Below are 22,948 nucleotides of genomic sequence, written 5' to 3'. Positions count from 1 at the left end.
TGCCCCCCTGGCGGCGTCGCTCCACCCCCGGCCAGCGCGGCCGCAACGCTCCCCCGATGGAACTGGCGTATCCTCTCCGCCTGTTCCGTCTTCGCGACCGCGCTGGCCCTTCCTTCCGGCTCACCCGTTTCGGCGCAAACGATGGAAGAGCGCGCCCGCACTGCGGCGGAGGCTTCGCGTGCCAAGACCAGCGACAGCGATACTCTCCATCAGAACTATGTGACGCCGGGCCTCGCCGGGCAGCCGATCTCAACGATCGACAACAGCCGGACCTTCGCGTCCAACATCGCGTGCCAGAAGACCGCGACGATGCTGGAGGTGCTCGTACAGCCTTCAGCGAGCGGCGATCTCGGCAAGATCACGATCGCCCGCGACACCGATCTCGACGGAACGGTCGACAGCAGTGCGAGCCTGCCGGTGCCGGTGTCGGGCATCTGCGCCAATGGCGTGGTCTCTTGTCAGCCCGGGACCTGGAACAATTGCAGCTTCTTCCGCTGGGATGTCGACGACGCCAAAGGGCTCAAGCTGACGTCGGTCGACATGCCCAAGCTTGCCGGCTGCTACTGCCTCAACAATAGCTGCGGCACCAACCTCGCCTGGGGCAACATGTCCTCGGTGCTGCGCGACCTGGGCGGAGGAATGATCGGCGCCCTCACGACGGCCGATCCGCGCTATGGAGTCGCCGAGGCCGTGATCGACGGGCCCGTCATCCGCTATGTCGGCGCGCAATCGACGGCCTGTTCGTCCAATCCAGATCTGAACCAGACCGCTTACCGGACCAATCCCGCCTCTATCGCGTCGGACGCCTATACAGCATCGAGCGGCAGTGCCGTGTTCCAGGCATTGAAGGGCTCGGCGACCGGTGCCGGCACGGCGCTTCAATATCGCCATTGCACGATCGAGCGGCGTGTGACCGTGCTCAAACCTGGCGCGCAGGATATCATCAGCCGAACCTCGGGCGGCTATTCGACAATCCAGAACGGTTCGTCCTTCGATTTTCTGATGGGCTCGCCGGCAGATAATAGTCTTGCGGGAGGTAGCTGCACGCTCGTCGATTTTCGCATGACGCTGCACGTGAGCGAGCCCGAACGGATCGTCGATGCGCGCCTGACACAATTCTTCGCCGATGACTGGGCGCAGGTGCGCGTCGACGGGCAAGTCGTCGGCTCGGGTCCTTCGCCCTGGACGACGCCCGGGGTTCCGCCAGGCAAATGCGAACTCAAGAAGACCTTTTATGCCTACCCCAATCTCGATTTACGCCCTTATCTCACAGCGGGCGATCACGAGATCTGGCTGCGGGTCGCGGTTGCATCGGGTGGCGAAGGCTTTGCGCAGGTCCATGTCGAAGTCGACAATAGCTGCAAGACGCTGGAGCAGGTCGTCGACGGCTGCGGGGCGATCGCTTCCGACCCACAATGCAAGCTCGACAGCGAACTGGTCGACGGCGTCCAGACTTGGGTCGGCGGCGTTGCGACGGGTCTGAGGCCCCTGCCCCAGACCCGCATACTCGGCGGTCCGACCTGTCCGACCGATCTCACGCGCGATTTCTTTGTGAAAGATCGCACCTATCGTTGCGCGGTCGATGACATTGCGAAGCCCGACATGAGCCGGGGCGCCTATATCATCGACCGCTCGACCGAGACGATGCTCGCTGATCGCACGCGGCAGAGCGATGGAAGTTTCGCTACCTCGACACGCCCGTTCACCCTTCCCGACCGCGGCTCGGTGGCGGCGTGTGAGCCGGTCTGCAAGACGCGCGCGCCCAGGGTCAATAGCGATGCCGCGCCCGATGGCGTGGTGGGCGCCAAACAGAATGCGCCGACCGGCTACGACAGCTTCTTCCACGCCTGCAGCGCTAACAATCAGTGCCCGGCGGGGCCTGGTGAGGAGGTCGTCACCGCATGCGGATGCCTGGACGATTTCCCGGAAGCGGTCGTGATGATGCAGACGGTGCGCCTCGCCGGCGCCGACATGGTCTGCACGGGCAGCGTGCAATGATCGGCCTGCCGACAATCAGATCCAGATTTCGCGTACACCGTGCCGCGTTCTTATTCCTGCTCGGCATAGGTTTCGCCATTGCTTTTCCCGGTACCGCTGCGGCGCAGGTGATCTGCGCAGCGGACCTCAACAGCAATGGCGATGCGGCCGATGAAGGGGAGCAGGCAAACTGCCGTTCCACAACCAGCGGCGCCTGGCTCTGTCCGATTCAGGAGGTCGACTGCCTCGCGGATGACAGGGGCCAGTATAGCTGCCCGATCGGCCCGCAATATGCGTGCCTCGTAAAGACCGAAGGCGGTCCCCCGGCATGCTCGCCCAACCAATGCGCCGATCTCGCGACCAATCCGATCGTCGATGAGCCGCCGATGGACGACCCAGGCACGCAGGCCGATGGCGGCATCGACGCCGACGGCAATTGTTTAGGCGCCATCGAGATTTTCTCGGGACGCGGGATGCGGTGTCGGCCTGCGGGGCTTTCGACGACCTTTGCCAATTGCTGCAAGGACAAGGGCAAGATCGTCAAGGACGGCATGGGCTCCTCCATCTCCTCGATCGGAACCAAGATCGCGGTCGCCAAGGGCGTGTTCACGGGCATGAAGGCGGCGTACACCGCGTTCAAAGCGGGGGCCACCGCGAGCCAGGCGGCAAGCGCCGGCGCCAATGCGCTCGTCGTCGGCCTCGACCCAACCTCGATCGCCGTCAGCCTCGCGATCAATTTCATGATCGATTTCCTGTTCTCCGGCTGCGACCAGCAGGACATGGAGACGGCGATGCTGCGCTCGTCCGGCATGTGCCACGAGATCGGCAGCTACTGCACATCGAGCTTTCTTGGGGTCTGCCTCCAGAAGGCGCGCGGCCATTGCTGCTTCAACACCAAGCTCGGCCGCATCATCCAGGAACAGGGCCGCCCCCAGCTCAAGGCATTCAACGGCAATCTCTGGGGCACAGCCAAGAAGCAGATGTGCCGCGGGTTCAAGCCGGAAGAGTTTCAGGCTCTCGATTTCAGCAAGATGGATCTCTCCGAATATTATGCGGACATCGAAGCCCGCGCTCAATCGGACATCCAGATCGACATGGGGGAGCGCATCGATGCGTATCTCAAAGCCGTCAATCCTTAACACCACGCTCCTCGCACTCCTTGGGGCGGCGAGCGCCGCCCTCGCCCAGGACGCCTTGCATCGCACCGCGAGTGAAACGGCTTCCGGCGATGCGCGCCAATCCGCAGCCGAACAAGGGCAGGCCAGCATGGATCGTCTCCAAGGCGCTCTTGCGCGCAGCAAGGACGACGCGGCACATCGCCCCGATCCCGAGCTTCCACGCACCGACAACGCCGCTGACGGGCGCCGGGCTTTCGATGGCCTGCGCAAGAGGCTGCCCGCGCCGGACATGGACGCCCGCGCGCGCGCCGCGCAGGCGCGTGGACAAGCCAGCCTCGCGGCCGAACGAGAACGACAGGCGAAGGCACTGCGCCAGGCGCTGGGCCTCGAGCCTGCCGAAGAGAAGGCTCTCGCCAAGGCATCATCGGCGGGAACAGACAAGGGATGGGTGCCGATCCTGTTCGTGTCCTCATCCATGCCGGTTTCGACGCTCCGCAATTATGCGGTCCAGCTCGAAAAAGTCCGTGGCGTCATGGCGTTTCGTGGCGTGCCCGGAGGGCTGAAGAAGATGGGCCCAATGGCAAAGCTCACTGCGGAAATCCTGCGTCTCGACCCTGGCTGCGAGGGCCCGGCCTGCGTGATGCGCGACGTTCAGTTGATCGTCGATCCGATCGTCTTTCGCCAGCACGCGATTTCGCAGGTTCCGGCGCTGGCAATGATCCCCGGCGATCCCACCCAGGCTTATTGCGAGCGTGACGACGAAAGCCCGCGCGCCGCCCACGTCGTTTTCGGCGATAGCGCGCTTGCCGGCTTGCTCGAAGAATATGCCCGCCTCGGCGGAAAGAAGGAGGTCAGCCATGCTCAGGCTCTTCTGGGCGCTCGCTAGGGCGTTGGGCAGCGTCGGGCCGCGCCTGCGCCGTCTGCCCCGCGAAGCGGCGATGGCGCTCGGAGCGCCGGGGCCTGACCAGCCAGCCCGGCCCGAACGGCTATGGCGCGCGATGCTGGTCGTCCTGCCATTGGCCCTGTTCGCTGCTGTCCTCATGCCGCAGATCACTCTGGTGATGACGCCTTCGATCGAGGCCTTCGCCGTGCGCAGGAGTCCGGGGCCGATCGTACGCGGCGACTATGTGATGTTCACGCTGCGTCACCCGATCGTAGGTCCCAAGCCGGTCTCGGTCACGAAGCACGCGCTTTGCCTTCCGGGAGATCGGCTCACCATGTTCGAAACGCCGTCCCCTCTCAAACCGAATAGCCAGGACGGCCACTATTATTGCAACGGAGTGCTTTTGGGCGTGAGCCTGCCGCAAGCCCATAACGGAATGACGCTCGATCACATGAAATGGAGCGGCGTTATCCCCGTCGGCATGGCCTATGTGGGCTCGACGCATGCGAGGGGGTTCGACAGCCGCTATCTGGGCCTGTTGCCGATCGCGGACCTCGTTCGCATGGAGCGCATCCTGTGAGCGCGCGCCAACCAGGAGCGCACTGCGAGGGCCTCTTTCCGCAAAGTCGTCCCGCTAGTCTGCAACAAGGTGAGACTGCTGGTGCGCTGAACCGGTGCTCGTCAGCCGTGCAGAGTTCGGACTGCCTCAATGGGCATCAGGAGAACACGCTCTCCGATCGGCGAGGCGATGAAGCCATGCCGTTCGTAGAAGGCTACGGCATCATCATCGATGGCATGCACGACGACGGCGCGCACGCCGGCGATTTCCGAGGCCGCGGCACAGCGGCGGAGCGCATCGGCAAGGAGGTCCGCGCCGAGACCGATGCCCTGGAAGGCGACGTCCACCGCAAGCCTGGCAATGAGAAGCAATGGGACCTTGTCGGGCATTCCGCGACGCAGCCTCGCGGTGGGCAGCGCGGCGCGCTCCTCCATGGCCGTGGTGATGGTGTAGTAGCCTACGACCTGGTCAGGCTGGTCGGCGTCACACACAACATAGGTGCGGGCCGACGCGCCCTCGCTGGCAAGGGCACGCTCGGCGAGCCAATGGTCGAGCGAGGGGTGTTGTCCATTGTCGAACGCATCCACACCATGGTCGGCGTTCAATCGCTCAGGTGGAGTGACGCGGCGCGAGGACATGACAACGATCGTTGTGTCCGGTCATCGACTCCAGAGCGGTTGGCGCTTCATCAGCTTTTCGAGGGCAGGCGATGGCGCGGGCGGCGCATCGAGCATCGCAAGAAATTGCTCGTGGCTCTCGGCATCAAGGAAGAAAGTTCGCTGATCGAGGATAGCCGCTTCGGCCTCCCGCCGCGCGCTGGCGAGCATGAACTCGGACAGCTTCTGCCCGCGCAGCGAAGCGGCACGGGTGAGCAGCGCCTTGAGCTCTGCGGCAGCCCTGATCTGAATGACGTCATCCTTGCGCGGGGCCGCGCTTCGGTCCGAACGAGCCTGTGCCATATTTCTAAACTCCTCGGCGCAATCTGGAGTTTTGCCACGACATTGTCAATACATTCGCGCGGCTGTCGTCATTCGTGCTCGCGCGCGCGCCTGATGGCGGTGGCGATCCTTGCCGCCGCCCCATCGGCGCATGGACAGAACGCCGGACCAGCGAATGCCGTGTCGAAGCAGGGCTACTGGTGGTATGAGGCGCCCAAGGCGCAGGCCGAGCCGGAGCCTGAAGCGCTGGTGAAGCCCGTCATCCCGCCGATGGCGGAACTGGCGACATGGACGCCGCCGAAAATCCGCAAGCTCATCGAGGAACAGCGCGACTATGCGGCGACCGTGCTCACGGTCGAAGCGGTCGCCGATTTCTGGCGCCTGCAGGATTTCGCGCGTCGCAAGGCGCGTGCCTTCGCCGGGGTCACCCAGCTTGCGATGCTTCAACATCCTGAACTCAACTCGAAGTCCGCCGACCCAATGGTCGGTGACGCCCGTTCAGAGCTGGCTGCGCAAAAGGACGCCATCCGGCGATCCTATCTGCGCAGCCATGCAGGCGAGTTCGCACTCGTGATGTTCTCGCGTTCGACCTGCGGGTATTGCCGCGTCCAATGGCCGATCATTCAGCGCTTCCAGGAGGAGACGGGATGGCAGGTCACGCTGATGGATATCGATAAGCGCCCCGAGGTGCGCGAGCGGTTTGGCGTTGAAATCACGCCCACGACGATGGTCATTCGCCGCAGCAGCCAGCAGCGCATGATCATCGCCTCCGGGGTCGAGGCTTATCCCAACCTCGTGCAGATGGCCTATCAGGCAGTGCGCCTGCTGCGCGGCGACATTCGGCCCGAACAGTTCATGACCGGCCCGGGCGAGGATGCAGGCTTCTTCGATGCATTGGGCAACGGCCCCGTTTCGGCCACCGATCCGCGAGCGCTTGGCGGCGATCTCATTACAGCATCCGGGGAGCCGCAGCCATGATGCGGGGACTCGTTCTTCTCGGCATACCGGGCCTCGTTATGGGTTTAGGTTCGGCGGCGGCACAGACCGTGAGCCGCCAAGAGGCCATGCGTGCGGCGATCCATCCCGTCGCAGATGCCAAGTCGATGCAGGCCTGGCTTTCGCGTGTTCCCGAAACCCGGGACTTTCCCGATGACTTCGCGACTACGCTGCGTGGCCATGGCGCGGCCTTCGTCATCGAGATGACGACAGCACCTGGCTGCCTTCCCTGCGGCGATCTCTGGACCAAGCTCACGGCTCTGGGAGCGCGTTACGGATGGCAGGTCCGCACGATCAGCGGCCAGGAAGCCATGATCCGATCTGGACGTCTGGGTCTGCCTTGGGTGGGAAATCCGGTCGCTTGGGCGAGACCGATCGGCGACGACGCGCGCGTTGTGCCGGTGGCGATCGGCACTGACCATTCGCCCAATCTTGCACGCAATCTCTATCTGGCCGCGAAGATGCTGACAGGCGTAAGGCCTGCGGTCGGTGTCCGGGCCATGTCCAAATTTACCGGCATCGTGGGCGTGCCGCAACGCCGGGATGGACAAGGGCAATGAGGATCCATCGGACGCTCACCCAGCAATTTTGGATCAATGATCCAGATTTGCAGGGTTACTTCACGATCCGAGATGGCTCGTCGGGATCATCCGTCCAATCGCACTTCGGAGAGTCAGGCATGAACGCCCTGCTCAAAGCTCTGTCGCTTTTAATCCTCAGCATTATCGCCATCGGCCTTGCCCAACCAGCCCATGCCCAAAGCTGGGCGGAGAGTTGGTTCGACAATGTGACCTATACCTCTCCCGGCAGCTTCGAGGATCAGACCCGGGGCTATGTGACGGCGGGCGGCATGTCGGGCCGAGTGGACGTCCATAACGACTATCTCATGTCGGTCAGCCTGCCCAAAGTGCGCGCCGGCTGTGGCGGGATCGACATGTTCCTTGGCGGCATGTCGTTCCTCGATCCCGACTATCTCGTCCAGAAGCTCGAGAGCATCCTCCAGGCCGCGCCGGCAGTGGCGTTCCAGTATCTTCTTGAAACGCTGGATGAAAAAATGGGGAACATCATCTCGAAGATGGAAGCGGCGACCAACTTCCTCAACTCGATCCAGGTCAACGACTGCCGGCTCGCCAACCGGATGGTACAGATTGCCAAGGGCGACGACAACATGTCCGGCATCATCGAGGAGATGACTGGTTATCGCTCGGTGAAGCAGGGGTTCGCCAAGAGCTATCAGCAGAGCCGCGAGAAGATCGAGGCTAACAATAATAATCCGACCGAGGACCTCAGGGACGCGCTCGCAAATTGCCCGGCGGAGGTGACGGATATTTTCCGGACCGGTTCGCTCCTCGCGCATGCTGCATCGCGGGTCGGAGCGAGCGACTGGGCAAGCGTGATGCGAGCCCGCGTCGGAGACGTGTATATGCGTTGGGACGACGGCGACCGCGTGCCCCTGTTCACGGCCATTCCGCAATGCGCGGGGCAGGATACGGAAAGCCCGCAGGATTTTCTGACCGGACGCGTCCAGCGCCGTTCCCTCAACTTGCCGCCGACCGGTGCCGATTGCGCGCAGGACGGTAGCGGCCGGGGCGCCCTTGTTCTTGCGCGGGAGCGAATGCAGTCGATCGCCACCAAGATCCGCACGCGCACAGCGCTGTCGGCGGAAGAGCGTCAGTTTGTCGCGAACGTCCGCACCCTGCCGGTCTATCGGATGCTCGAGTGGGGCGTTCGCCAGGGCGTGGTCGACTCGGTGATCGCAGATACGGACGAACTGGTGGCGCTCACCCTCGCCTATCAGATGCTCAATGATTTGACCCGCACCATCGACTTCACGGTGACCAACGCCGAGCGTGGGACGACGGTCGCAGGATCGGCTGACGTCAACAATGCCAATGTCTGCCAAACGCGGATCCTGTCCAAGGGTATCGAGCAGTTGCGCGACCTCAGGGACGAAGTGCTGCGGCAGCGCGCGCAGATGCGTCAGAGCTACATGGCGGCGCTGAACCAGGCCAATCTCTCTGCCAATTATGCGGGGCTGCTGCGTGACCGCGATCGCGACGCTCGCGACGCGGCGGGCGCTGCCGCCCGCAACCAGTAGGATCCTTTCCGAGATGCGCAGGCTCACCAGGCTTCTTGCCGCCCTCCCCGCCCTTTTCCTCACCTCGCCGGCGCTCGCGGTCGATACGAGTTTTCACACCTATGACGGCTTCGCCGAGACGGTTGATGCGTTCAGGCTCGTATCGATGATCTTTGGCGATCCGCGATACGAAACCCTCGTGATGATCGTCGCGACCGTCGGCATCGGCCTGGGAGCGATCATCGCCAGTGTGCGCGGGACAGGAATGGGTCTGGTCGCCTTTGGCTTCCAGATTCTGATCGGCGTCGGTCTGTTCGTCGGCCTCATCGCCACGACCGGCACGGTCCATGTCTATGATCGGGTCCGCAATGCCTATCAGCCGGTTGGTGGCGTCCCGAACCTGCTGGTCTTGGTTGCGGGCGCAACGAACATGATCGAGCGCGCGATCGTCGAGACGATCGACGATGCCACGCTCGATCCCAATGCGAAGATCGAGTTCGGCGCAGGCGGGCACAGCTTCGATCTGTTCCTGAACGCCGTCTCGCCGCGAGGGCCGATGACCGACATCTTCCTGGACGCAACGATCAAGGATTATGTGCGGCAATGCTATCCGGTGGCGCGTGTATCGGCTGCCTATGGGGTGGACGATGATCAGCTCTTCCGCACGTCCGCCGATCTACCGACGGCATTTGCGGCGATGGCGGGGCCCGCCACCTTCTCGACCATTTACACCGAGGCCGACAAGGGTGGCACGACAGTCAGCTGCACCGACGCGTGGACACATATCTCGGATCGACTGTCCGACCCCGTCCTGTTTGACGGCTACACCAGGCAGATCTGCGCCCGAACCGGCTACAATACCGACAACGCCCAGCAGCTGGTTCGATGCCGTCAGCAGCTGGGTGAGATGGGGCAGATGATGCTCGGTCATCCTCTGTCGGCCCAGGCCTTCATGACCCACATTCTTCTCGGCAATACCGTTGGCGACGTATTGTTCGAAGACTCCCCGGCCAGCGCTGCAAGGGTTATGGCCAACCGTGCGGTCATGTCGAACGGCCTCGCGACCATGTCCGTGGCGAATGAGTGGATGCCGACGATCCGCGCGACGGTATTCGGTATCATGCTGTTCATGATCCCGATCGCGCTCCTGTTCATCCTCACGCCCATCAACCTGCGGGTCGCGAGCTTCGCGCTGGGCATGTTCGTGTTCGTGGCACTCTGGGGCGTGATCGACGCCGGCATCTTCCAGCTCACTTTGGGCCGTGCGACGGCGACGCTTGCGGAGCTGCGCTCGAATGCGCTCGCCGCCAATGCCTGGCTGCTCGCGCCCTCAGCCGCCATGAAGGCGCTGGCGATCTTCGGCAGCTTCCGAACCGCCGCTGCAGGCCTCGCCGGTGCCTTCGTCTTCACGATCTTCCGGTTCAGCGGCAACGTCTTTACCGCCTTCACATCGGGCTCCCTCGGAGTGGCAAGCCAGGGCGCCGCCGCCGCCGCGCCGATGGGCACGGCCGAAGGACAAGCTTCGGCGCTGGAAGCGCAAGCTTCCGCGATGGGAACACGTTCACGGGTAGCAGCGGCATCGAGCTTCGGCGATTTCGGCGAACGATCGACTTTCGGTTCCAATCGTGCGTTTGGCGAGGCTGGCCACGTTCTGGGAGAACGGCCCGGCACTGCCGGCGGGACCGCGATGGCGCTGGGCGGCATCGAAGGCGCACGTCAATTGGGGAACCTTGCGCCTGCCCTGGCTGGCCGGGATCTGGCCGATCCTGCGGTCTCGCGCGCGGTTCAGGCCAACGCCGCAACTACCGCGATCCACCAGTTCGCCGAGAAGGATGCTCTGAGAAGCCTGGGCAATGGCTATTTCGGCCAGGGCGAGGCTGGCGAGAGGGCATTCGCCGCCTTCAGCCAGAACCTCGTGCAATGGCGCGCATTCGGCGACCAGAGGGCCTATGGCATGATGATGCAGGGCGCGACCCGTCATTTCGAGCGGGCCGGCTATTCGGCAAGCGATGCCGAGCTCAAGGCCTCTGGCGTGATCGGCGAGGCGCAGGCCGATCCGACGTTCGCCAAGCTGATCGCCAATACGTTCGACCAGGAGCAGATGTTGCGGAACGACCTCACCTCAGCGCAGGTCCAGGTCGGTGCGATGGAAGGTCGGCGCGACTATGCGGGCGAGAATGTCGTCGGCGTCGAACGCGCCAATGTCGCGACCGAGCAGGGCTGGCGTAGCGGCAACAACCAGGGCCATCGCGAGGCGGCTTCCATGCTCGGCCTTTCCGTGGACGAGACATCTCGAAGGGTGGGATTCATCAATGCGCTTTCCGGCGAAGCGAGGAGTTCGGCCATTACCCAGCTCTCCAGAGCGACCCGGCGCAACGAAGCACAGGTCATGGCAGCGCTCGAGCGCTACAACGCCGCCGTACAAGTGGGGACCGCCGATGGCGCGAGCGCAGAGGCGGCTCGCGAAGGCACGAGCGTTTATGGCCGCACGCGGGAAGCGGCGGGCTATGACTTCGCCGAGCGCTCTGGCAGGCTGGATGCGCAGCGGGAGGTTGGGCCTGACGGGACACGCTCGGCTACGCGAATTGGCGAGCAGCGGCGGCAGTCGGAGAATTTCGGCTATGCCGAGGGCGCCGCGGCTGCAGGCGTCTCAACGCGCGAGGCGGCGCGTCTCGACAGCTTCATCCAGGCGCTGCGCCGGACCGCCGGCAATCAGGTCGACATGACCGAAGGCGGCGCGGCCGGCATTGCCGATCGCGCGCGGAACGAGCGTTTGACGTCGATCGTCGACCGGGAGCGCCTGACTCGCATGCAAGGGTTGCTCGCCGAAAACGGCATCAATCTCACGAAACGACAGATCGCGATGGACCAGAATGGTGATCTCAGCCTCAACCTCACGCCCGAGACGGCGGCGGCAATGTGGAAGGCCGGCCTCATCAACGAAAGCCAGCTCGGCGCGATTGCCAATGGCGGACATGCGCGCTTCAGTTTCGCGCACAATGACTTGCTCGTCTCGAGCGGTACGGACTTCAGCCGTTCAGCGCGCAGCGACACCAGCACACGGTTCGAGGCTGGCAAACAGGCTGGGCCGGACACGATCGAGCATTTCATGGGCGGCGGCGCCGAAGGTCAGGCCATGCTCTCCAACTGGCTGCGCGGTGAATTCGAGATGGACCGGAAAGGCGAGTGGCGTCTCAAGCCGCAAGTCGCCGATACCCTCCAGCGTGACGTACAGGCGATCATGGCTCAGACCGGATGGCAGAGAACGCTGGCCCGATCTGCGCAGGACCAAGTCACGATGGGAACGACTATTAACCTTCAAGCGGGACGCTCGGTCGAAGTATCTGAGGGCAAGGAACTAGGCGGGCGTACTCCAAGCGTTGGAAGGCGGCAAAATTCCCGATCTCAGGCCCCACGGAAAGCGCAGACAGCATCCGGCCAAGCCTCAGCCGGTGTCGGCTTCAACAGCCAGGATATGGGGAGCGCGACAGAAAATGCTCAGTCGACAATGGATATTGTCAATTATGATGTCCGGGAATCGATCGCTGCCGCCGAGCGTGCGGCAGCGCGCTCCAGCGATCCTGCGGCAACCTTCTCCAGTGAACTATCGAACCGTATCTTGGGGAGCGAAGGCATGCGCAATCGCTACCTTCAGGATGCTGACAACGGGCGTGCCACCTTTGATATCACCGGTCCGCTCACATCGCTGGAGCAAAACTCTGTTCTCTCGAAAGGAAGCTTCTCGACGGATATTGCCGGTAGTCCCGGCGACGGAGACAGTAACTTCAAAAAGCGCTAACGGTGCTTTCCGGTATGAGGATTGATGTAGCCCGGATTGTTGGGGTTCATCGGGTTGCCGATCCATAGCGGACCAGAGCGGGGATCCATTGGATTGGACTGTGCGCGCCATCTTTCCATACTCCGCGCAAGCTCATCTCTGCTGTGCTGTGCAAAAAAAGCCTCCGCGTCTTCATCAGACAGCGGCACACCATCGCCTTGCCCGACGAAGTTATCGAGGCGCTGACGAAAGTAGCCAACGCCCAGCGCCATGAGCGCAGTCATCGGGAAGAACAGGACATTAAGGTAGCCCGCGAACCCTCCGCGATAAAATGCCTCCAAGGCGTCGACGCGCGTCGATGCGGCCATGCCTATCCACCACACTGGAATGGCTGCCCACCAGAGCTTGGCATACCAAGGCGACCAGAACCACGCGGAAAGCTTGGGCACATCCGGCACGCTCACATTGTTCCGTTCTTCGATGGCGCATTCCATCGCGAATTCCTTCCAGATTCGCCTTACCATCAAAGCCATCGACCGTCACGCTCAATCGACAATCCGCCCTTGTCGTTTTTGTCGCAATTGATATATTGCAGACAGAAAGGACAGTCATGGCCGGCACCGCCCGAGTTGCGAAATCCAGCAGGCGCGCCTCGCCGCGCGGAGCCTTTGCCGCAAGCGACACGTTGCGGCACAAGGCGCTGGAAAAGCTGACGCTGGCGATTGCCAAGGCGGTAGAGTCTGCCAGCGACGATACGCTCGCTGATATCGTCGGCTCTGAGGATCTGCGGCACGCGCTGGTCATCGCGCCACGCGACATCGCTCCCGAAGCGCCCGCCGACCTCGAAGCGATCAGGGCAGCACGCGAACGGACAGCACAATTTCGCGAGGAAATGGCTGAGCGGGCTGGCGGCATGTTCGACCGCGCTCATGTCGCCGAGATGCTCGGGGTCTCTCAGGGCGCGATCGACAAGCAGCGCCAGCGTCGCCAGATTCTGGGCGTCCCCTACGGAACGGAGATCCGCTATCCCGCCGCGCAGTTCGCAAATGGCGAGACGTTGCATGGCCTCAAGGCGGTGCTGGAAGCCTTTGACGACATGAACCCCTGGGAGCAGTTGATGATGCTCACGACGCCGCTCGATGGGTTCGGATCGCCCCCTGAGACGATCTTCCAAACGCTCGCGAGACGGCCGGAGCAGAGAATTCTAAAGCAGCTTACGGGTTTGGCGGCGGGCTGGACCGCCTGATCGCAAATGGCGTCCATCCGATTGAGACGTATCGATGCGGGCGTGCGCTTTCATCGCATACATCGCGCCGAGCACAGTCCGATCTTCTTCGGTCCTGCTGGCCATGCACCGCAGTCCCGCTTCGATTCGCCCGATGGCAGCTACAAGGTGCTCTACGCAGCACGGACGCTTGAAACGGCGTTCGGTGAGACGCTCGTTCGAACTCCCGAGACCCCATACATCCTGTCGTCAGGCATCGAAACCCGAGTGCGCAGTGAATTGGAGACCACCAGAGCGCTGAGGCTCTATTCTTTGATCGATGCCAGTGTCTCCGCACATAGCCTCTCCTTCACCGATCTCCATGGTATCGATTATCTACGATGCTGGAAGGTCAGCGCCGAAATTCATGCAACGACCGTCGCCGATGGCATCCTTTATACCTCTCGGCTCGACAACCATCGGTGCGTAGCGCTATTTGATCGCGCCGCGAACGCGATTGCCGAAACGACAACCAAAGCGGTTGCAACTGCAGCGGCCCAGGCGACCGCCCTCGCCCATCATTTCGGAAAAAGATTTGTTGAACCCTGAATGGCCGAACCGGCGCGGCGCCAATACGCGCTTATCGGGCATATCGAGGCAGCCACGCCATCAACAAGGTTCACATGCGAGCTACGGATTAGTTGTCTGCCTATCCCGTTAGTGCCGACCACCATTTTGCAGAGAATATTTGACTCTGCGCATGGCAACGAAGGCAGGGACTTTAGCCATCGGTTGAGACTTTAACCGTAACCTGGGGCAGATCCGCATCCTAGAAATGGCGCGCCCTTCGATGGTCGCCTATCTTTTTGGTTCGACTGTGCTTCGGGCAGGGCAGCGGCGCGCACCTAGTCGAGGAAGGCACCTTCATAAAATTCTTGAAACTTTCACCATTCGGAAGTATCTAGAATTTTATGAGCGCACTTGCTTCAAACCTGTCCGATGGAAAGCTCGCCGGCCGCATCTTTGATGAGCGGCAGCTGGCCGAAGCGATCGGCGGCAGTGATGCGCGACGGTATGCGCTCGTAAACCGCGCCCTGAAAGACGGTACACTCGTTCGGTTAAAGCGCGGCGCCTACCTACTCGCCCGATCCTCCCGCGCCGATACACCTCATCCCTTCGCGGTGGCGCAGGCTCTCCTTCCAGGCAGCTATGTCTCGTTCGAGACCGCCCTCTCCTATCATGGCTGGATTCCCGAGGCGGTCTATGTCACCGCAAACGTGACGCCCGGCCGCAAGACGCTCGAATTTGAGACGCCGGTCATGGGGCGCTTTTCCTATCATCCGCTCGCCATCCAGAAATATCAGTTTCTGGTCGGCGTCGAACGGCTGAAATTGGGCGCCCTTACCGCATTTGTCGCCACGCCCTTGCGCGCGCTCCTCGATCTCGTCGCGCTGCGCAAGAGCAGTTGGACGGACCTCGGCTTGCTGACGGCTGGCTTGCGTATCGATGAGGACCATATCCTCTCGATCAAAGCCAGGGAATTCGCGACGCTCCGGGGCGTCTACAAGCACAAGGCGGTCAACGATTTTCTTCGATCGCTGGAGCTTGACGTCAGTGCCGACCGTTCTCCATCGTCCGAAGCATCGCAATGATCGAGATGCTGCAGAAGAAGCTCCGTGACTATGGCGCCGCCAACGCCGTTGAAGAGGAGAATGCGACCAAAGAGATAATCCAGGAGATCGCGCTCTATGCTCTCTGGCGCGCCGACTTTTTCGATGTCGCGCTTTTCCAGGGCGGCACAAGCCTGCGCATCCTGCATGGACTTCCCCGTTTCTCGGAGGATCTCGATTTTCTGCTGCGCGCGCCCGATGCCGCGTTCCGATGGTCCCCTTATCTCACTGCGCTGGTCGAAATCTTCGCTCAGTTCGGTCTCAAGCTCGAAGCGCAGCCGAAGGAAAAGATGGACAGAGCGGTGCGCGAGGCAGTCCTGAAGGATGACTCGATTGCCAGCCAGCTCAACCTGCGTTTTGCAGGATCGAACCGCGCCAGGGCGATCAGGATCAAGCTTGAGATCGACACCAATCCTCCGGCTGGTTCGGGTGAAGCCACGACCTTCCTCGACTTCCCCGCCGATTACGAGGTGCGGCACCAGGATCTGCCGTCCAATTTCGCGCTCAAGGTTCATGCTCTGCTCTGCCGCCCCTATCTCAAGGGCCGCGACTGGTTCGACTTTTCCTGGTATGTTGCAAATCGTGTTCCCCTGAACCTGCCGCTGCTTGCCGCCGCGCTGCAGCAGGCCGGACCGTGGCAAGGCAAGCTCGACGTAAAGTCCGACGGCGGATGGCTGGTCGATACTTTGAACGAGAAGATCAGTTCCATTGACTGGAGCGCGGCTGCGAGCGATGTCGCTCGCTTCCTCCGTCCGGCCGAAGCTAAGTCCCTTAGCCTGTGGAGCGAGCGCTTCTTTCAAGCCAAACTTAGCCAGCTTGCCGGAGAAGGCATCAAATGAACCTGTGGAGGTTGGCGACCTGGCCTGCGGGGATCCAATCGATGGACATGCGGGAAGTCAGTAAATGGACGCGCGAGCCGGGTTAGCGCCGCGCCAGCATTGCGCGCGACCTTCTCGGCATGGGATTGCGGTTATCGGCCACCCGTCAGCGCCGCCCACCATTGTCTGAGTGAAAATCTACTGCCCGGTTGGCGACGGATGCGAAGGCTGAGGTGATCGAGAAAAGGCTCTGCGGCAGGCTCGAACGGCGATTGGTCTGTCGAGCTCTGCTTTCCCCGTTCGATCTGAGGTAGGTCGCCATCCGCAAACAGAGAACCTTGGTTCGAATCGTCTTTCGCTTTCATGAGGCAACTATACGCACAGGCACCAAGCCAATGAACCTGATGAGCGCCGCCTGAGTGGCGCAGGTAAGCCGATCCCGACAGATTGTCTCAATTTGTTCTGGCCCCCGCTACCACAATCTGGCAGAATGGCAGAACAATAGCTTCGAAGGCAGAATTTCATGAGCGGCACGCTCAATATCAAGGATCCCGAGGCCCATCGCCTCGCGCTCGCCATCGCTCAGGAAACGGGCGAGCCAATGACACGCGTCGTGATCGAGGCCCTTCGCGACCGGCTCTCCCGCATTGAGCGTCAGCGGGAGCGCGCCAGCGTCTCAGAGCTGTTGACGATAGCCGGTCGCGCTGCGAAACTTGTGACGAAGCCGTACAGCACGCACGGGGACGAACTCTACGATAGCGACGGGCTCCCGAAGTGATCGTCGACACCTCCGCGCTGATAGCCATTCTTTATGGCGAGCAGGAAGCCCCGATTTTTGCCGAAATCATCCATAAGGCGGACGTCTGCCGCCTGAGCGTCGCGAGCTATGTCGAACTGACAATCGTAGTCGAAAAGCAGCTCGGCCCCGAAGGCACGCGTCACGCCGAGAATTTCGTGCGGCGTGCCGGCATCCAGATCGAGCCTGTCACGCTCGAACAGGGCCTGATCGCTCGGCAGGCCTTTTTCGATTTCGGCAAGGGACGCCACCGGGCCGCACTCAACTACGGCGACTGCTTTCCATATGCTTTGGCGAAAGCTGTCGACGAACCGCTGCTCTTCAAGGGCAATGATTTCAGCCAGACCGACGTGGAGAGCGCCCTGCCCCGCGCCAATCCCCCAGTGACGACGAGACCATGAAGACCGATATCGACCATCTTCCTGTAAACAAGCGGCGCGAACTCGAACGGGTCATCCAGATCCTGTTTGAAGAGTTCGAGGACGCCCATGGCCAGCCGACCGGCCCACGCAAGCTTGGCCGTATCCTCAAGATCATTCTCTACGGTTCCTATGCCACCGGACGATGGGTGCACGAGCCGCACACCAAGCGCGGATATCGATCGGATTTCGATCTGCTCATCATCGTCAACCAAAAGGAGCTGACCGACCGGCTCGAATATTGGGATAAGGCGGAAGAGCGCATCGACCGGGAGACGATGATCCTCAACCGGCTGCGCACTCCGGTCAATTTCATCATCCACACCTTGCAGGAAGTGAACGATGGCCTCGCGCACGGCCGCTATTTCTTCATGGATATCGCCCGCGACGGCATTGCGCTCTATCAGGCCGATGACAGCGAACTGCATAAGCCCAGGCCCAAAACGCCGCAGCAGGCGTACGATATGGCCAAGGGCTACTATGATCAATGGTTCGAACTGGCGGTATCCTCACGGATGACTTATCAATTCTGCTACGATAATAAGCAGTTCCCCGATGCCGCATACAATCTTCAACAGGCCTGTGAGCGGCTCTATTACTGTATCCTGCTCGTCTTCACATTTTACACGCCGTACAGCCACAATATAAAATTTCTGCGCCAGCTTGCGGAGCGACTGTCACCCCGGCTTGTCGAAGCCTGGCCAAGGGAAACCCGAAAGCAGGAGGCCCGGTTCAACAAGCTCAAGGACGCTTATGTGAAGGCGCGACACTCGGATCAATTCAGGATGACCGAGGAGGAATTTGCGTATCTCGCAGAGCGCGTCGAGATCCTCGGGACTATCGTCAACGAGCTGTGCCAGGAGAAGCTGGCGGAACTGAAGGCAGCACTGGCCCCCGACCAGTGAACTTCGTTGGCCGCCTTTCCAAGGGGATCGTCTCCTGACGGGTATTGGCGCTGTGGAGGCCAGTTCCCAAACTTGATTCTGGAGCCGCCAGACCATTGTCATTCAAGCGGGAGGTGCCGATGAACGAGGACATACCGGATGCGGCGGCACGGCGGATCGCTCTGGCTCTGGTCGAGCATTGCGTCCGGAACACCCAGTTGGAGGAAATCCACGCGGGGAAAGCGCCTGAGAGCCTCGCCGGCGACTATAGCGATGTGAAGGTGGTTACGCCCTACGGCGAAATTCCCTGGACCCGGGTTTCTCGTATCTCCGATGCAGAGATGAAGGCCTTGATGATCGAGATCGTCAACAAGGTCTATACATTCGTCACGCGCCTCGAAGATGTGATCGTTCTCCAGGACTCCGCGCGGTGGAACAGGCCGGAGCACGACCCCGCTCTGCTCGCCTTCGCCAATCGTCGTGCCGCGGTCCGGAACTCTGAAGACAGATAGCCAAAGGGGGTCGCGATCCGCACTCTCGACATCGACTCTCGGCGGTCATTAAAACAGCCGGCAAGGACAGCGAACATGCTCCCGACTACCGGGTCAACGCCAATGGCGTCGAACTAGGCGCCTGGAGCGAGACGGCGATGGACTCCGGCGAGAAATACCTCTCGATCAAGATCGACGACCCGACATTACCTGCGTCGATTTACGCCACCCTGATCCAGGGCGAACAGGGCTAGTACAAGCCCATCGGCTCGGGATGACTGAGAAGGGCGCTCCGCTCAGCGTGGAACGACTGCTTCCATGCTCGAAAGCTCATTCTTACCGAGAGAAAGAAGCAGATAAGCTCAATTCGTAGCCGCGATCGTCGCCTGGCGCGCGATCAGCAGCCACGTTCCGTCGCGCTTGGCCCAGACGTCCGTGAAAGGCCGGGTCACCTGTTTCCCCGCGCCGGGTCCCTTCGTCGGCACCATCGTGTCGTACCCCATGATCACCGTGATCTCCGGTTTTTCACCGACGAAGGTGATATGTTTGTGAAAGTCTTTATAATCGAGGAAGTCGTCCTTCATTACGGCGATCACCTGATCACGCGTCAAAACCTCATTGTTCGGCGAGTTGACGACAAAGTCGTCGGCCCACACCGCCTTCACCCCCTCAGCGTCGTGGGACATCATGGCTTTGCCCAGTCTGCCATAGGCCGCTCCGATTTCGGGAGGTAGCCTGGCCCCCGGTAGGGCCTGGGCAAATGCTGGTGACGCCAAAAGAGCAAGCGATATTCCGATCGTTCTGAGCACTGTGGCCTGCCCTTCCAAGAGTCCGTCGGCAATACTGACAGACTGTACGGCTGATGCAATCGTCGGCTCGACTGCTCGCGTTTGCCGGTGCTCGCCGTTCTCTTTCGGCCTTTGACCACACTTCCCTCGCGTGAGGTCGCGGCCTGAGCAAAAGAGACTTCGACATGGCGACCATCGGCACCTTCCAAGAGCGGCAACGAGTATAAGGGCTCGATCATCACGCTAAGCGTTCAGGCCAAGAACCTTCGCATCGTCCGCAGGGCTATGGCGGCAACGGCAAGGTCCCCAGCCGGCGCCTCATGACCGGCGACATCGCTTTCGGCGCCGGGTGGCAGAAGACGATTCGCGTGGGCCGCGACTACATCTCGGTCAAGCTCGATGATCCGAGCTTCGCAGCGTCGGTCTATGCCAGTCTCGCGGAAACCGACAACGGAGATTACGCGCTCATCTGGTCCCGATGACCGGCTCGGCCGCCCCGCTTCGGCGAGGCGGCTGTTTCGCGCTGCGGGCGCGTCTAGGCAGTAGGTTCGGCTTTCTTGCGCCTGCCCTTCGCAAGCTCCGCCGCGCTGCGGGGCTTCCGGCCCAGGCCGATCTTGATGGCCAGCGCCTTGCGCTGTTCGGCATAGTTGGGCGCGACCATCGGGTAATCGGCGGGCAAAGTCCACTTGGCGCGATATTCTGCGGGCGTGAGCTGATAATGCGTCATCAGATGCCGCTTGAGCATTTTCAGCTTCTTGCCGTCCTCGAGACAGACGATGAAGTCGGGCTTCACCGAGGCGCGCACAGAGACCGCCGGCTGTTGCAGCGGTTCCACGATCGGGGCTTCGCTGCCGAGGCCCGCCAGCGCGCCATGCACGCGCGCGATCAGGCCCGGAACATCGCCGACGGCGACGCTGTTGTTCGAAACATGTGCTGACACGATGTCGGCCGTCAGCGCCAATAGGGCTTCGTCTTGCGCTTCCGTCATAATCGTCTCCTGCTCAACTGATCGACATCAGCTCTGCCCGAAACGGCACCGCTTATCGACCCTCGACGAACAGCGCGTCGCGTTCCGATACCTGCGCGGCGCTGGCGGTCAACACCAATTGGGTATCCCCATCCTTCGCGAATTCGATCACAGCACGATCGCCGGGCTCGCCGCCTTCGATCGTCTCGCGCATCAGCTTGCGCAGCCTGCGGCCAAGCGCGCGCGGATCGACGCGACACTCCTTGTAGAGCGGAACACGCATCCCGCAGCGCACGTCGCTGTCCTCGCCATGCCGGACCAGCGCCTTGGTCGATCGCGATCGCGCGAAATCCTGAAGCGCCTCGATCAGCTCGGCGCCGGCATCGTCAAGCGCGATCGACGTGGTTTGGGTCGTTACCGTCATTCCGGCTCCTCCTCTCCCCCATATGGTCGCGGTCGCCGTTCAGGCAGCGGCCGACCTGAAGTCTCCAATCTCCACCGAGCGACCGGCGAAACTGGCCGTGATATGCAGCTCGCCGCCCATCGCGGCGATCAGCTCGCGCAGCGTGCTCACCTTCATGTCGGAGCGACGTGCCAGCCTGGAGATAGCGGGCTGCTGGATGTCCATGACCTCGGCCAGCTCCTCCTGACTGATGCCCAGCCCCTCGCGCAGCTGCTCGAGGCTGACCAGCTCGGCCTCGAACTTCACCGTAAGGGCCTCGTGGCGCGCGAGACGTTCGGGGCTCCACCCCTTCTTGGGATCGGCAAACGGGCGATGACCGCTCATTTCATCAATCCTTCCTGCCTAAGTCCTGCAAATACGCGCCGTAGTCATCCGCGAACGGGATCATCCGCCCGTAGAAGTGGTCATCCCCGGTCTTGTCGCCCCCATCAACAGGATCGCCGATCGCCGCGGATCGAAGGTGTAGAAGATCCGCAAAGGCCGTCTCCCGCTCTGGATACGCAGCTCGCGCATGTGCGAGTGCCGCGAATTGTTGATCAGTGACGGGGACCAGAGGTTCGGCCCCTGCGCGATCAGCCGATTGATTGTCGGTTGGATCGCGGCCTGGTCGGTCTCGCCAAGGTCGGCATACGAGTCCCGAACTCACTGGTGCTCTCAACGTCCCAGCTCATGCGCGGACTTATTCCATGCATGGAATACAGACGCAATGCCTTTCGGAATCAAGAACGCGCAGCGCGAGTCCGGTCACACCGCAACCGGCAGCGGTCGCGCCAGCGAAGCGCTCTCCCGTCCCCCATCGCATCGTCAAGGCCATCCAATCCTTTTGGTGTAGTACAGTTCAGCTTGCGTGCATCTTGCGGCGCCATCTGGCGGGTGTCATACCGGCCGCCTTGGCGAAAGCATTGGTGAAGTGAGCCTGGTCGGAGAAACCGCATTCTAGAGCGACTTGCGCCAGTGGGAGCGCGCTACTGGCCAGCAAGCGCTTTGCGCACAGGATGCGTTGGTTAGCGAACCATGCGTACGGCGAGATACCGACTGTATTGGTGAAAGCCCTCACGAAATAGCAAAGCGACAATCGGCAGCGTGTAGCTACGTCAGAGATCGAGATCGCGCCACCGAGACTGCCACACATCGTGCGCATCGCCAGACTGACCTGCCAAGGTGCAAGCACCGGACGACGACTTGTCGTTTCTGCCCGGGACTCTCCGAGTTGCCTTCGGGGTGTAGCCGTGGCCCCTGTTCTCGCCCGCACCGGTTGGGCGCCGAGCATGAGGCTCGCACCCACATTTCCACAAGCCGCCATAGCGACCCCCTATGGGTTGCGAGGCAGTCTTTCTGCGCCGGGAACGTCCGCGCCCTGCCCTATCGACCACCACCAAGATGCTCTCCGGCACAAGCCAGCGCGACCTAGGAGGAGATCCTACTATTCCCTTAGGGCTGACACATCGGGAGACAGAAAGGCGCCCTACTTTTTTGAGCCAGATGTCTCCAATGCGCGGTTGAGGCAGCGTCATCAACGGTCCGGATGCTTGGGCCGTCGCAGGACCTTCCTGAGGTACAGCTCCACTCGAGTAAGCTCCTTTTGAACGGAACGTTTGTGCAAGCCGAATTCGGCTGCAATCTCGCTTTGCAGCTTCTCATCGCGCCACTTTGCCAGGAATATCGCACGCTGTCGGGTCGGAAGGGCGTGCAGCGCATCCATTGCACGATTCATTTCATCCAGGGCTAGCGCCGCAGTTTGCTGGTCCGGCGCGTCGTCCGGGATTTCGAGAAGTTCCTCGTCGCCCATGTTGACGGCGCGCCAGTCGCTCCGGTTTCTGTTTTTTGCGAAATTGACCGCCATCCTGTATAGATACGCACGTGGGCTATGAATCTCGCTGATGGCCGGTTCCGACCTCAGCTTCACATAGACGTCGTGAATTATCTCGGCCGCGACGTCCGGGGAGCGCACATGCGCCGAGAGGCGCGTTAACAGCACAACATACTCAGTTTCGAGCAGAGCGAGGAGTTGGTCGACCGGACTTTGACTGTCCGTCGTCAGAACATTCGGCACAACTCGCGGCGTAGATTAGCGGAGTGCGGACCTCGTCAGGGGGTTGATCTTAGGCGGCGAACTTGCGGT

27 protein-coding genes and 1 pseudogene are annotated in these 22,948 nt (G+C 61.8%); 18 read left to right on the top strand and 10 right to left on the bottom strand.

Annotated features, from left to right (window positions below; all coding sequences use genetic code 11):
* The first annotated feature begins 141 nt into the window (after positions 1–141).
* From GGQ90_RS25455 to GGQ90_RS25440, 4 genes are read left to right on the top strand one after another with little or no spacing between them, the layout of a single operon-like run.
* On the top strand, positions 142–1,998 hold the full coding sequence (locus GGQ90_RS25455; protein ID WP_188084307.1) for a hypothetical protein: 1,857 nt from the start codon (positions 142–144) through the stop codon (positions 1,996–1,998).
* Complete coding sequence (gene traN / locus GGQ90_RS25450) at positions 1,995–3,116, top strand: conjugal transfer protein TraN (RefSeq protein WP_159365982.1); 1,122 nt, start codon at positions 1,995–1,997, stop codon at positions 3,114–3,116. Before GGQ90_RS25455 ends, traN begins: the two co-directional genes overlap by 4 nt.
* Positions 3,088–3,981, top strand: coding sequence for a type-F conjugative transfer system pilin assembly protein TrbC (locus GGQ90_RS25445; protein ID WP_159367940.1), 894 nt, complete (start codon positions 3,088–3,090; stop codon positions 3,979–3,981). Before traN ends, GGQ90_RS25445 begins: the two co-directional genes overlap by 29 nt.
* Positions 3,953–4,558 carry a S26 family signal peptidase gene (locus GGQ90_RS25440; RefSeq protein ID WP_159365981.1) on the top strand — a complete coding sequence of 202 codons (606 nt, stop codon included), beginning with the start codon at positions 3,953–3,955 and terminating at the stop codon, positions 4,556–4,558. Before GGQ90_RS25445 ends, GGQ90_RS25440 begins: the two co-directional genes overlap by 29 nt.
* Before the next feature lie 101 nt (positions 4,559–4,659).
* On the opposite strand, the gene GGQ90_RS25435 is transcribed toward GGQ90_RS25440, so the two are convergent.
* Positions 4,660–5,142 carry a GNAT family N-acetyltransferase gene (locus GGQ90_RS25435; protein WP_246428442.1) on the bottom strand — a complete coding sequence of 161 codons (483 nt, stop codon included), beginning with the start codon at positions 5,140–5,142 and terminating at the stop codon, positions 4,660–4,662.
* A 54-nt stretch (positions 5,143–5,196) separates the two neighbouring features.
* On the bottom strand, positions 5,197–5,496 hold the full coding sequence (locus tag GGQ90_RS25430) for a type II toxin-antitoxin system TacA family antitoxin (RefSeq protein ID WP_159365979.1): 300 nt from the start codon (positions 5,494–5,496) through the stop codon (positions 5,197–5,199).
* A gap of 93 nt (positions 5,497–5,589) precedes the next feature.
* On the opposite strand from GGQ90_RS25430, the gene GGQ90_RS25425 reads away from it, so the two are divergent.
* The 4 genes from GGQ90_RS25425 to GGQ90_RS25410 all read left to right on the top strand — a co-directional run bounded on the left by GGQ90_RS25425 (position 5,590) and on the right by GGQ90_RS25410 (position 12,347).
* A complete protein-coding gene (locus tag GGQ90_RS25425) occupies positions 5,590–6,453 on the top strand; it encodes a conjugal transfer protein TraF (RefSeq protein WP_159365978.1) in 864 nt (287 codons plus the stop codon).
* Entirely contained in the window at positions 6,453–7,031 is a 579-nt protein-coding gene (locus GGQ90_RS25420; protein ID WP_048576612.1) for a hypothetical protein, read from the top strand. Before GGQ90_RS25425 ends, GGQ90_RS25420 begins: the two co-directional genes overlap by 1 nt.
* 119 nt (positions 7,032–7,150) lie before the next feature.
* Entirely contained in the window at positions 7,151–8,569 is a 1,419-nt protein-coding gene (locus GGQ90_RS25415) for a conjugal transfer protein TraH (RefSeq protein ID WP_159365977.1), read from the top strand.
* Between the two features lie 13 nt (positions 8,570–8,582).
* A complete protein-coding gene (locus GGQ90_RS25410; protein WP_159367939.1) occupies positions 8,583–12,347 on the top strand; it encodes a conjugal transfer protein TraG N-terminal domain-containing protein in 3,765 nt (1,254 codons plus the stop codon).
* Here GGQ90_RS25410 and GGQ90_RS25405 read toward each other — a convergent pair.
* Positions 12,344–12,859, bottom strand: coding sequence for a hypothetical protein (locus tag GGQ90_RS25405; RefSeq protein WP_246428441.1), 516 nt, complete (start codon positions 12,857–12,859; stop codon positions 12,344–12,346). The genes GGQ90_RS25410 and GGQ90_RS25405 overlap by 4 nt on opposite strands.
* A 77-nt stretch (positions 12,860–12,936) precedes the next feature.
* Between GGQ90_RS25405 and GGQ90_RS25400 the strand changes: the two genes are divergently transcribed.
* The 9 genes from GGQ90_RS25400 to GGQ90_RS25360 all read left to right on the top strand — a co-directional run bounded on the left by GGQ90_RS25400 (position 12,937) and on the right by GGQ90_RS25360 (position 18,862).
* On the top strand, positions 12,937–13,572 hold the full coding sequence (locus GGQ90_RS25400) for a hypothetical protein (RefSeq protein ID WP_159365975.1): 636 nt from the start codon (positions 12,937–12,939) through the stop codon (positions 13,570–13,572).
* Positions 13,573–13,593: 21 nt separating this feature from the next.
* Positions 13,594–14,139 carry an RES family NAD+ phosphorylase gene (locus GGQ90_RS25395; RefSeq protein ID WP_234893172.1) on the top strand — a complete coding sequence of 182 codons (546 nt, stop codon included), beginning with the start codon at positions 13,594–13,596 and terminating at the stop codon, positions 14,137–14,139.
* 362 nt (positions 14,140–14,501) lie between these two features.
* Positions 14,502–15,182 (top strand): type IV toxin-antitoxin system AbiEi family antitoxin domain-containing protein, encoded by a 681-nt coding sequence (locus GGQ90_RS25390; protein WP_159365973.1) that lies wholly within the window; start codon positions 14,502–14,504, stop codon positions 15,180–15,182.
* Positions 15,179–16,039 (top strand): nucleotidyl transferase AbiEii/AbiGii toxin family protein, encoded by an 861-nt coding sequence (locus tag GGQ90_RS25385; protein ID WP_159365972.1) that lies wholly within the window; start codon positions 15,179–15,181, stop codon positions 16,037–16,039. The genes GGQ90_RS25390 and GGQ90_RS25385 overlap by 4 nt, the downstream gene beginning before the upstream one ends.
* Positions 16,040–16,541: 502 nt before the next feature.
* On the top strand, positions 16,542–16,796 hold the full coding sequence (locus GGQ90_RS25380) for a type II toxin-antitoxin system VapB family antitoxin (protein ID WP_048576566.1): 255 nt from the start codon (positions 16,542–16,544) through the stop codon (positions 16,794–16,796).
* Positions 16,793–17,215 carry a type II toxin-antitoxin system VapC family toxin gene (locus tag GGQ90_RS25375; RefSeq protein ID WP_159365971.1) on the top strand — a complete coding sequence of 141 codons (423 nt, stop codon included), beginning with the start codon at positions 16,793–16,795 and terminating at the stop codon, positions 17,213–17,215. Before GGQ90_RS25380 ends, GGQ90_RS25375 begins: the two co-directional genes overlap by 4 nt.
* Positions 17,212–18,138 carry a HEPN domain-containing protein gene (locus tag GGQ90_RS25370; protein ID WP_159365970.1) on the top strand — a complete coding sequence of 309 codons (927 nt, stop codon included), beginning with the start codon at positions 17,212–17,214 and terminating at the stop codon, positions 18,136–18,138. The genes GGQ90_RS25375 and GGQ90_RS25370 overlap by 4 nt, the downstream gene beginning before the upstream one ends.
* A gap of 119 nt (positions 18,139–18,257) precedes the next feature.
* Entirely contained in the window at positions 18,258–18,629 is a 372-nt protein-coding gene (locus GGQ90_RS25365; protein ID WP_159365969.1) for a hypothetical protein, read from the top strand.
* Entirely contained in the window at positions 18,626–18,862 is a 237-nt protein-coding gene (locus GGQ90_RS25360) for a DUF736 family protein (protein WP_201450314.1), read from the top strand. The genes GGQ90_RS25365 and GGQ90_RS25360 overlap by 4 nt, the downstream gene beginning before the upstream one ends.
* A gap of 108 nt (positions 18,863–18,970) precedes the next feature.
* Here GGQ90_RS25360 and GGQ90_RS25355 read toward each other — a convergent pair whose 3' ends face one another.
* Entirely contained in the window at positions 18,971–19,417 is a 447-nt protein-coding gene (locus GGQ90_RS25355; RefSeq protein ID WP_272952361.1) for a nuclear transport factor 2 family protein, read from the bottom strand.
* 281 nt (positions 19,418–19,698) lie between these two features.
* Here GGQ90_RS25355 and GGQ90_RS30040 point away from each other — a divergent pair.
* Positions 19,699–19,878, top strand: a pseudogene (locus GGQ90_RS30040) (DUF736 family protein); the annotation flags it as partial.
* A 53-nt stretch (positions 19,879–19,931) separates the two neighbouring features.
* Here GGQ90_RS30040 and GGQ90_RS25345 read toward each other — a convergent pair.
* The 6 genes from GGQ90_RS25345 to GGQ90_RS25320 form a co-directional block, all read right to left on the bottom strand.
* The gene (locus GGQ90_RS25345; protein ID WP_159365967.1) at positions 19,932–20,384 is read right to left on the bottom strand and encodes a Ros/MucR family transcriptional regulator; all 453 of its coding nucleotides are present in this window, start codon (positions 20,382–20,384) and stop codon (positions 19,932–19,934) included.
* 52 nt (positions 20,385–20,436) lie between these two features.
* Positions 20,437–20,787, bottom strand: coding sequence for a hypothetical protein (locus tag GGQ90_RS25340; protein WP_159365966.1), 351 nt, complete (start codon positions 20,785–20,787; stop codon positions 20,437–20,439).
* A 39-nt stretch (positions 20,788–20,826) separates the two neighbouring features.
* The gene (locus GGQ90_RS25335) at positions 20,827–21,150 is read right to left on the bottom strand and encodes a helix-turn-helix domain-containing protein (protein WP_159365965.1); all 324 of its coding nucleotides are present in this window, start codon (positions 21,148–21,150) and stop codon (positions 20,827–20,829) included.
* A 60-nt stretch (positions 21,151–21,210) separates the two neighbouring features.
* Entirely contained in the window at positions 21,211–21,399 is a 189-nt protein-coding gene (locus GGQ90_RS30035; protein WP_380814551.1) for a type II toxin-antitoxin system RelE/ParE family toxin, read from the bottom strand.
* A 265-nt stretch (positions 21,400–21,664) separates the two neighbouring features.
* Positions 21,665–21,958: a helix-turn-helix domain-containing protein gene (locus GGQ90_RS25325; protein WP_223178448.1), complete on the bottom strand. Its 294-nt coding sequence runs from the start codon at positions 21,956–21,958 to the stop codon at positions 21,665–21,667.
* Between the two features lie 381 nt (positions 21,959–22,339).
* Positions 22,340–22,777: an RNA polymerase sigma factor gene (locus tag GGQ90_RS25320; RefSeq protein WP_343054133.1), complete on the bottom strand. Its 438-nt coding sequence runs from the start codon at positions 22,775–22,777 to the stop codon at positions 22,340–22,342.
* Between the last annotated feature and the right edge of the window lie 171 nt (positions 22,778–22,948).

The organism is Sphingobium scionense, assembly GCF_014197035.1.
GTDB classification, from domain to species: domain Bacteria; phylum Pseudomonadota; class Alphaproteobacteria; order Sphingomonadales; family Sphingomonadaceae; genus Sphingobium; species Sphingobium scionense.
The sequence above is the reverse complement of the archived record's forward strand: the minus strand, read 5'-3'. Positions and strand labels throughout refer to the sequence as shown.

Bases quoted from the DNA above. Each gene is read 5' to 3' on its own strand.
- GGQ90_RS25445 (WP_159367940.1), top strand. From the start codon at position 3,088: ATGCGTATCTCAAAGCCGTCAATCCTTAACACCACGCTCCTCGCACTC.
- GGQ90_RS25430 (WP_159365979.1), bottom strand. From the start codon at position 5,496: ATGGCACAGGCTCGTTCGGACCGAAGCGCGGCCCCGCGCAAGGATGAC.
- GGQ90_RS25325 (WP_223178448.1), bottom strand. From the start codon at position 21,958: ATGTGTGGCAGTCTCGGTGGCGCGATCTCGATCTCTGACGTAGCTACA.
- GGQ90_RS25405 (WP_246428441.1), bottom strand. From the start codon at position 12,859: ATGGCTTTGATGGTAAGGCGAATCTGGAAGGAATTCGCGATGGAATGC.
- GGQ90_RS25335 (WP_159365965.1), bottom strand. From the start codon at position 21,150: ATGAGCGGTCATCGCCCGTTTGCCGATCCCAAGAAGGGGTGGAGCCCC.
- GGQ90_RS25385 (WP_159365972.1), top strand. From the start codon at position 15,179: ATGATCGAGATGCTGCAGAAGAAGCTCCGTGACTATGGCGCCGCCAAC.
- GGQ90_RS25410 (WP_159367939.1), top strand. From the start codon at position 8,583: ATGCGCAGGCTCACCAGGCTTCTTGCCGCCCTCCCCGCCCTTTTCCTC.
- GGQ90_RS25400 (WP_159365975.1), top strand. From the start codon at position 12,937: ATGGCCGGCACCGCCCGAGTTGCGAAATCCAGCAGGCGCGCCTCGCCG.
- GGQ90_RS25345 (WP_159365967.1), bottom strand. From the start codon at position 20,384: ATGACGGAAGCGCAAGACGAAGCCCTATTGGCGCTGACGGCCGACATC.
- GGQ90_RS25420 (WP_048576612.1), top strand. From the start codon at position 6,453: ATGCGGGGACTCGTTCTTCTCGGCATACCGGGCCTCGTTATGGGTTTA.
- GGQ90_RS25365 (WP_159365969.1), top strand. From the start codon at position 18,258: ATGAACGAGGACATACCGGATGCGGCGGCACGGCGGATCGCTCTGGCT.
- GGQ90_RS25340 (WP_159365966.1), bottom strand. From the start codon at position 20,787: ATGACGGTAACGACCCAAACCACGTCGATCGCGCTTGACGATGCCGGC.
- GGQ90_RS25390 (WP_159365973.1), top strand. From the start codon at position 14,502: ATGAGCGCACTTGCTTCAAACCTGTCCGATGGAAAGCTCGCCGGCCGC.
- GGQ90_RS25425 (WP_159365978.1), top strand. From the start codon at position 5,590: ATGGCGGTGGCGATCCTTGCCGCCGCCCCATCGGCGCATGGACAGAAC.
- GGQ90_RS25370 (WP_159365970.1), top strand. From the start codon at position 17,212: ATGAAGACCGATATCGACCATCTTCCTGTAAACAAGCGGCGCGAACTC.
- GGQ90_RS25415 (WP_159365977.1), top strand. From the start codon at position 7,151: ATGAACGCCCTGCTCAAAGCTCTGTCGCTTTTAATCCTCAGCATTATC.
- GGQ90_RS25440 (WP_159365981.1), top strand. From the start codon at position 3,953: ATGCTCAGGCTCTTCTGGGCGCTCGCTAGGGCGTTGGGCAGCGTCGGG.
- GGQ90_RS25455 (WP_188084307.1), top strand. From the start codon at position 142: ATGGAAGAGCGCGCCCGCACTGCGGCGGAGGCTTCGCGTGCCAAGACC.
- GGQ90_RS25380 (WP_048576566.1), top strand. From the start codon at position 16,542: ATGAGCGGCACGCTCAATATCAAGGATCCCGAGGCCCATCGCCTCGCG.
- traN (WP_159365982.1), top strand. From the start codon at position 1,995: ATGATCGGCCTGCCGACAATCAGATCCAGATTTCGCGTACACCGTGCC.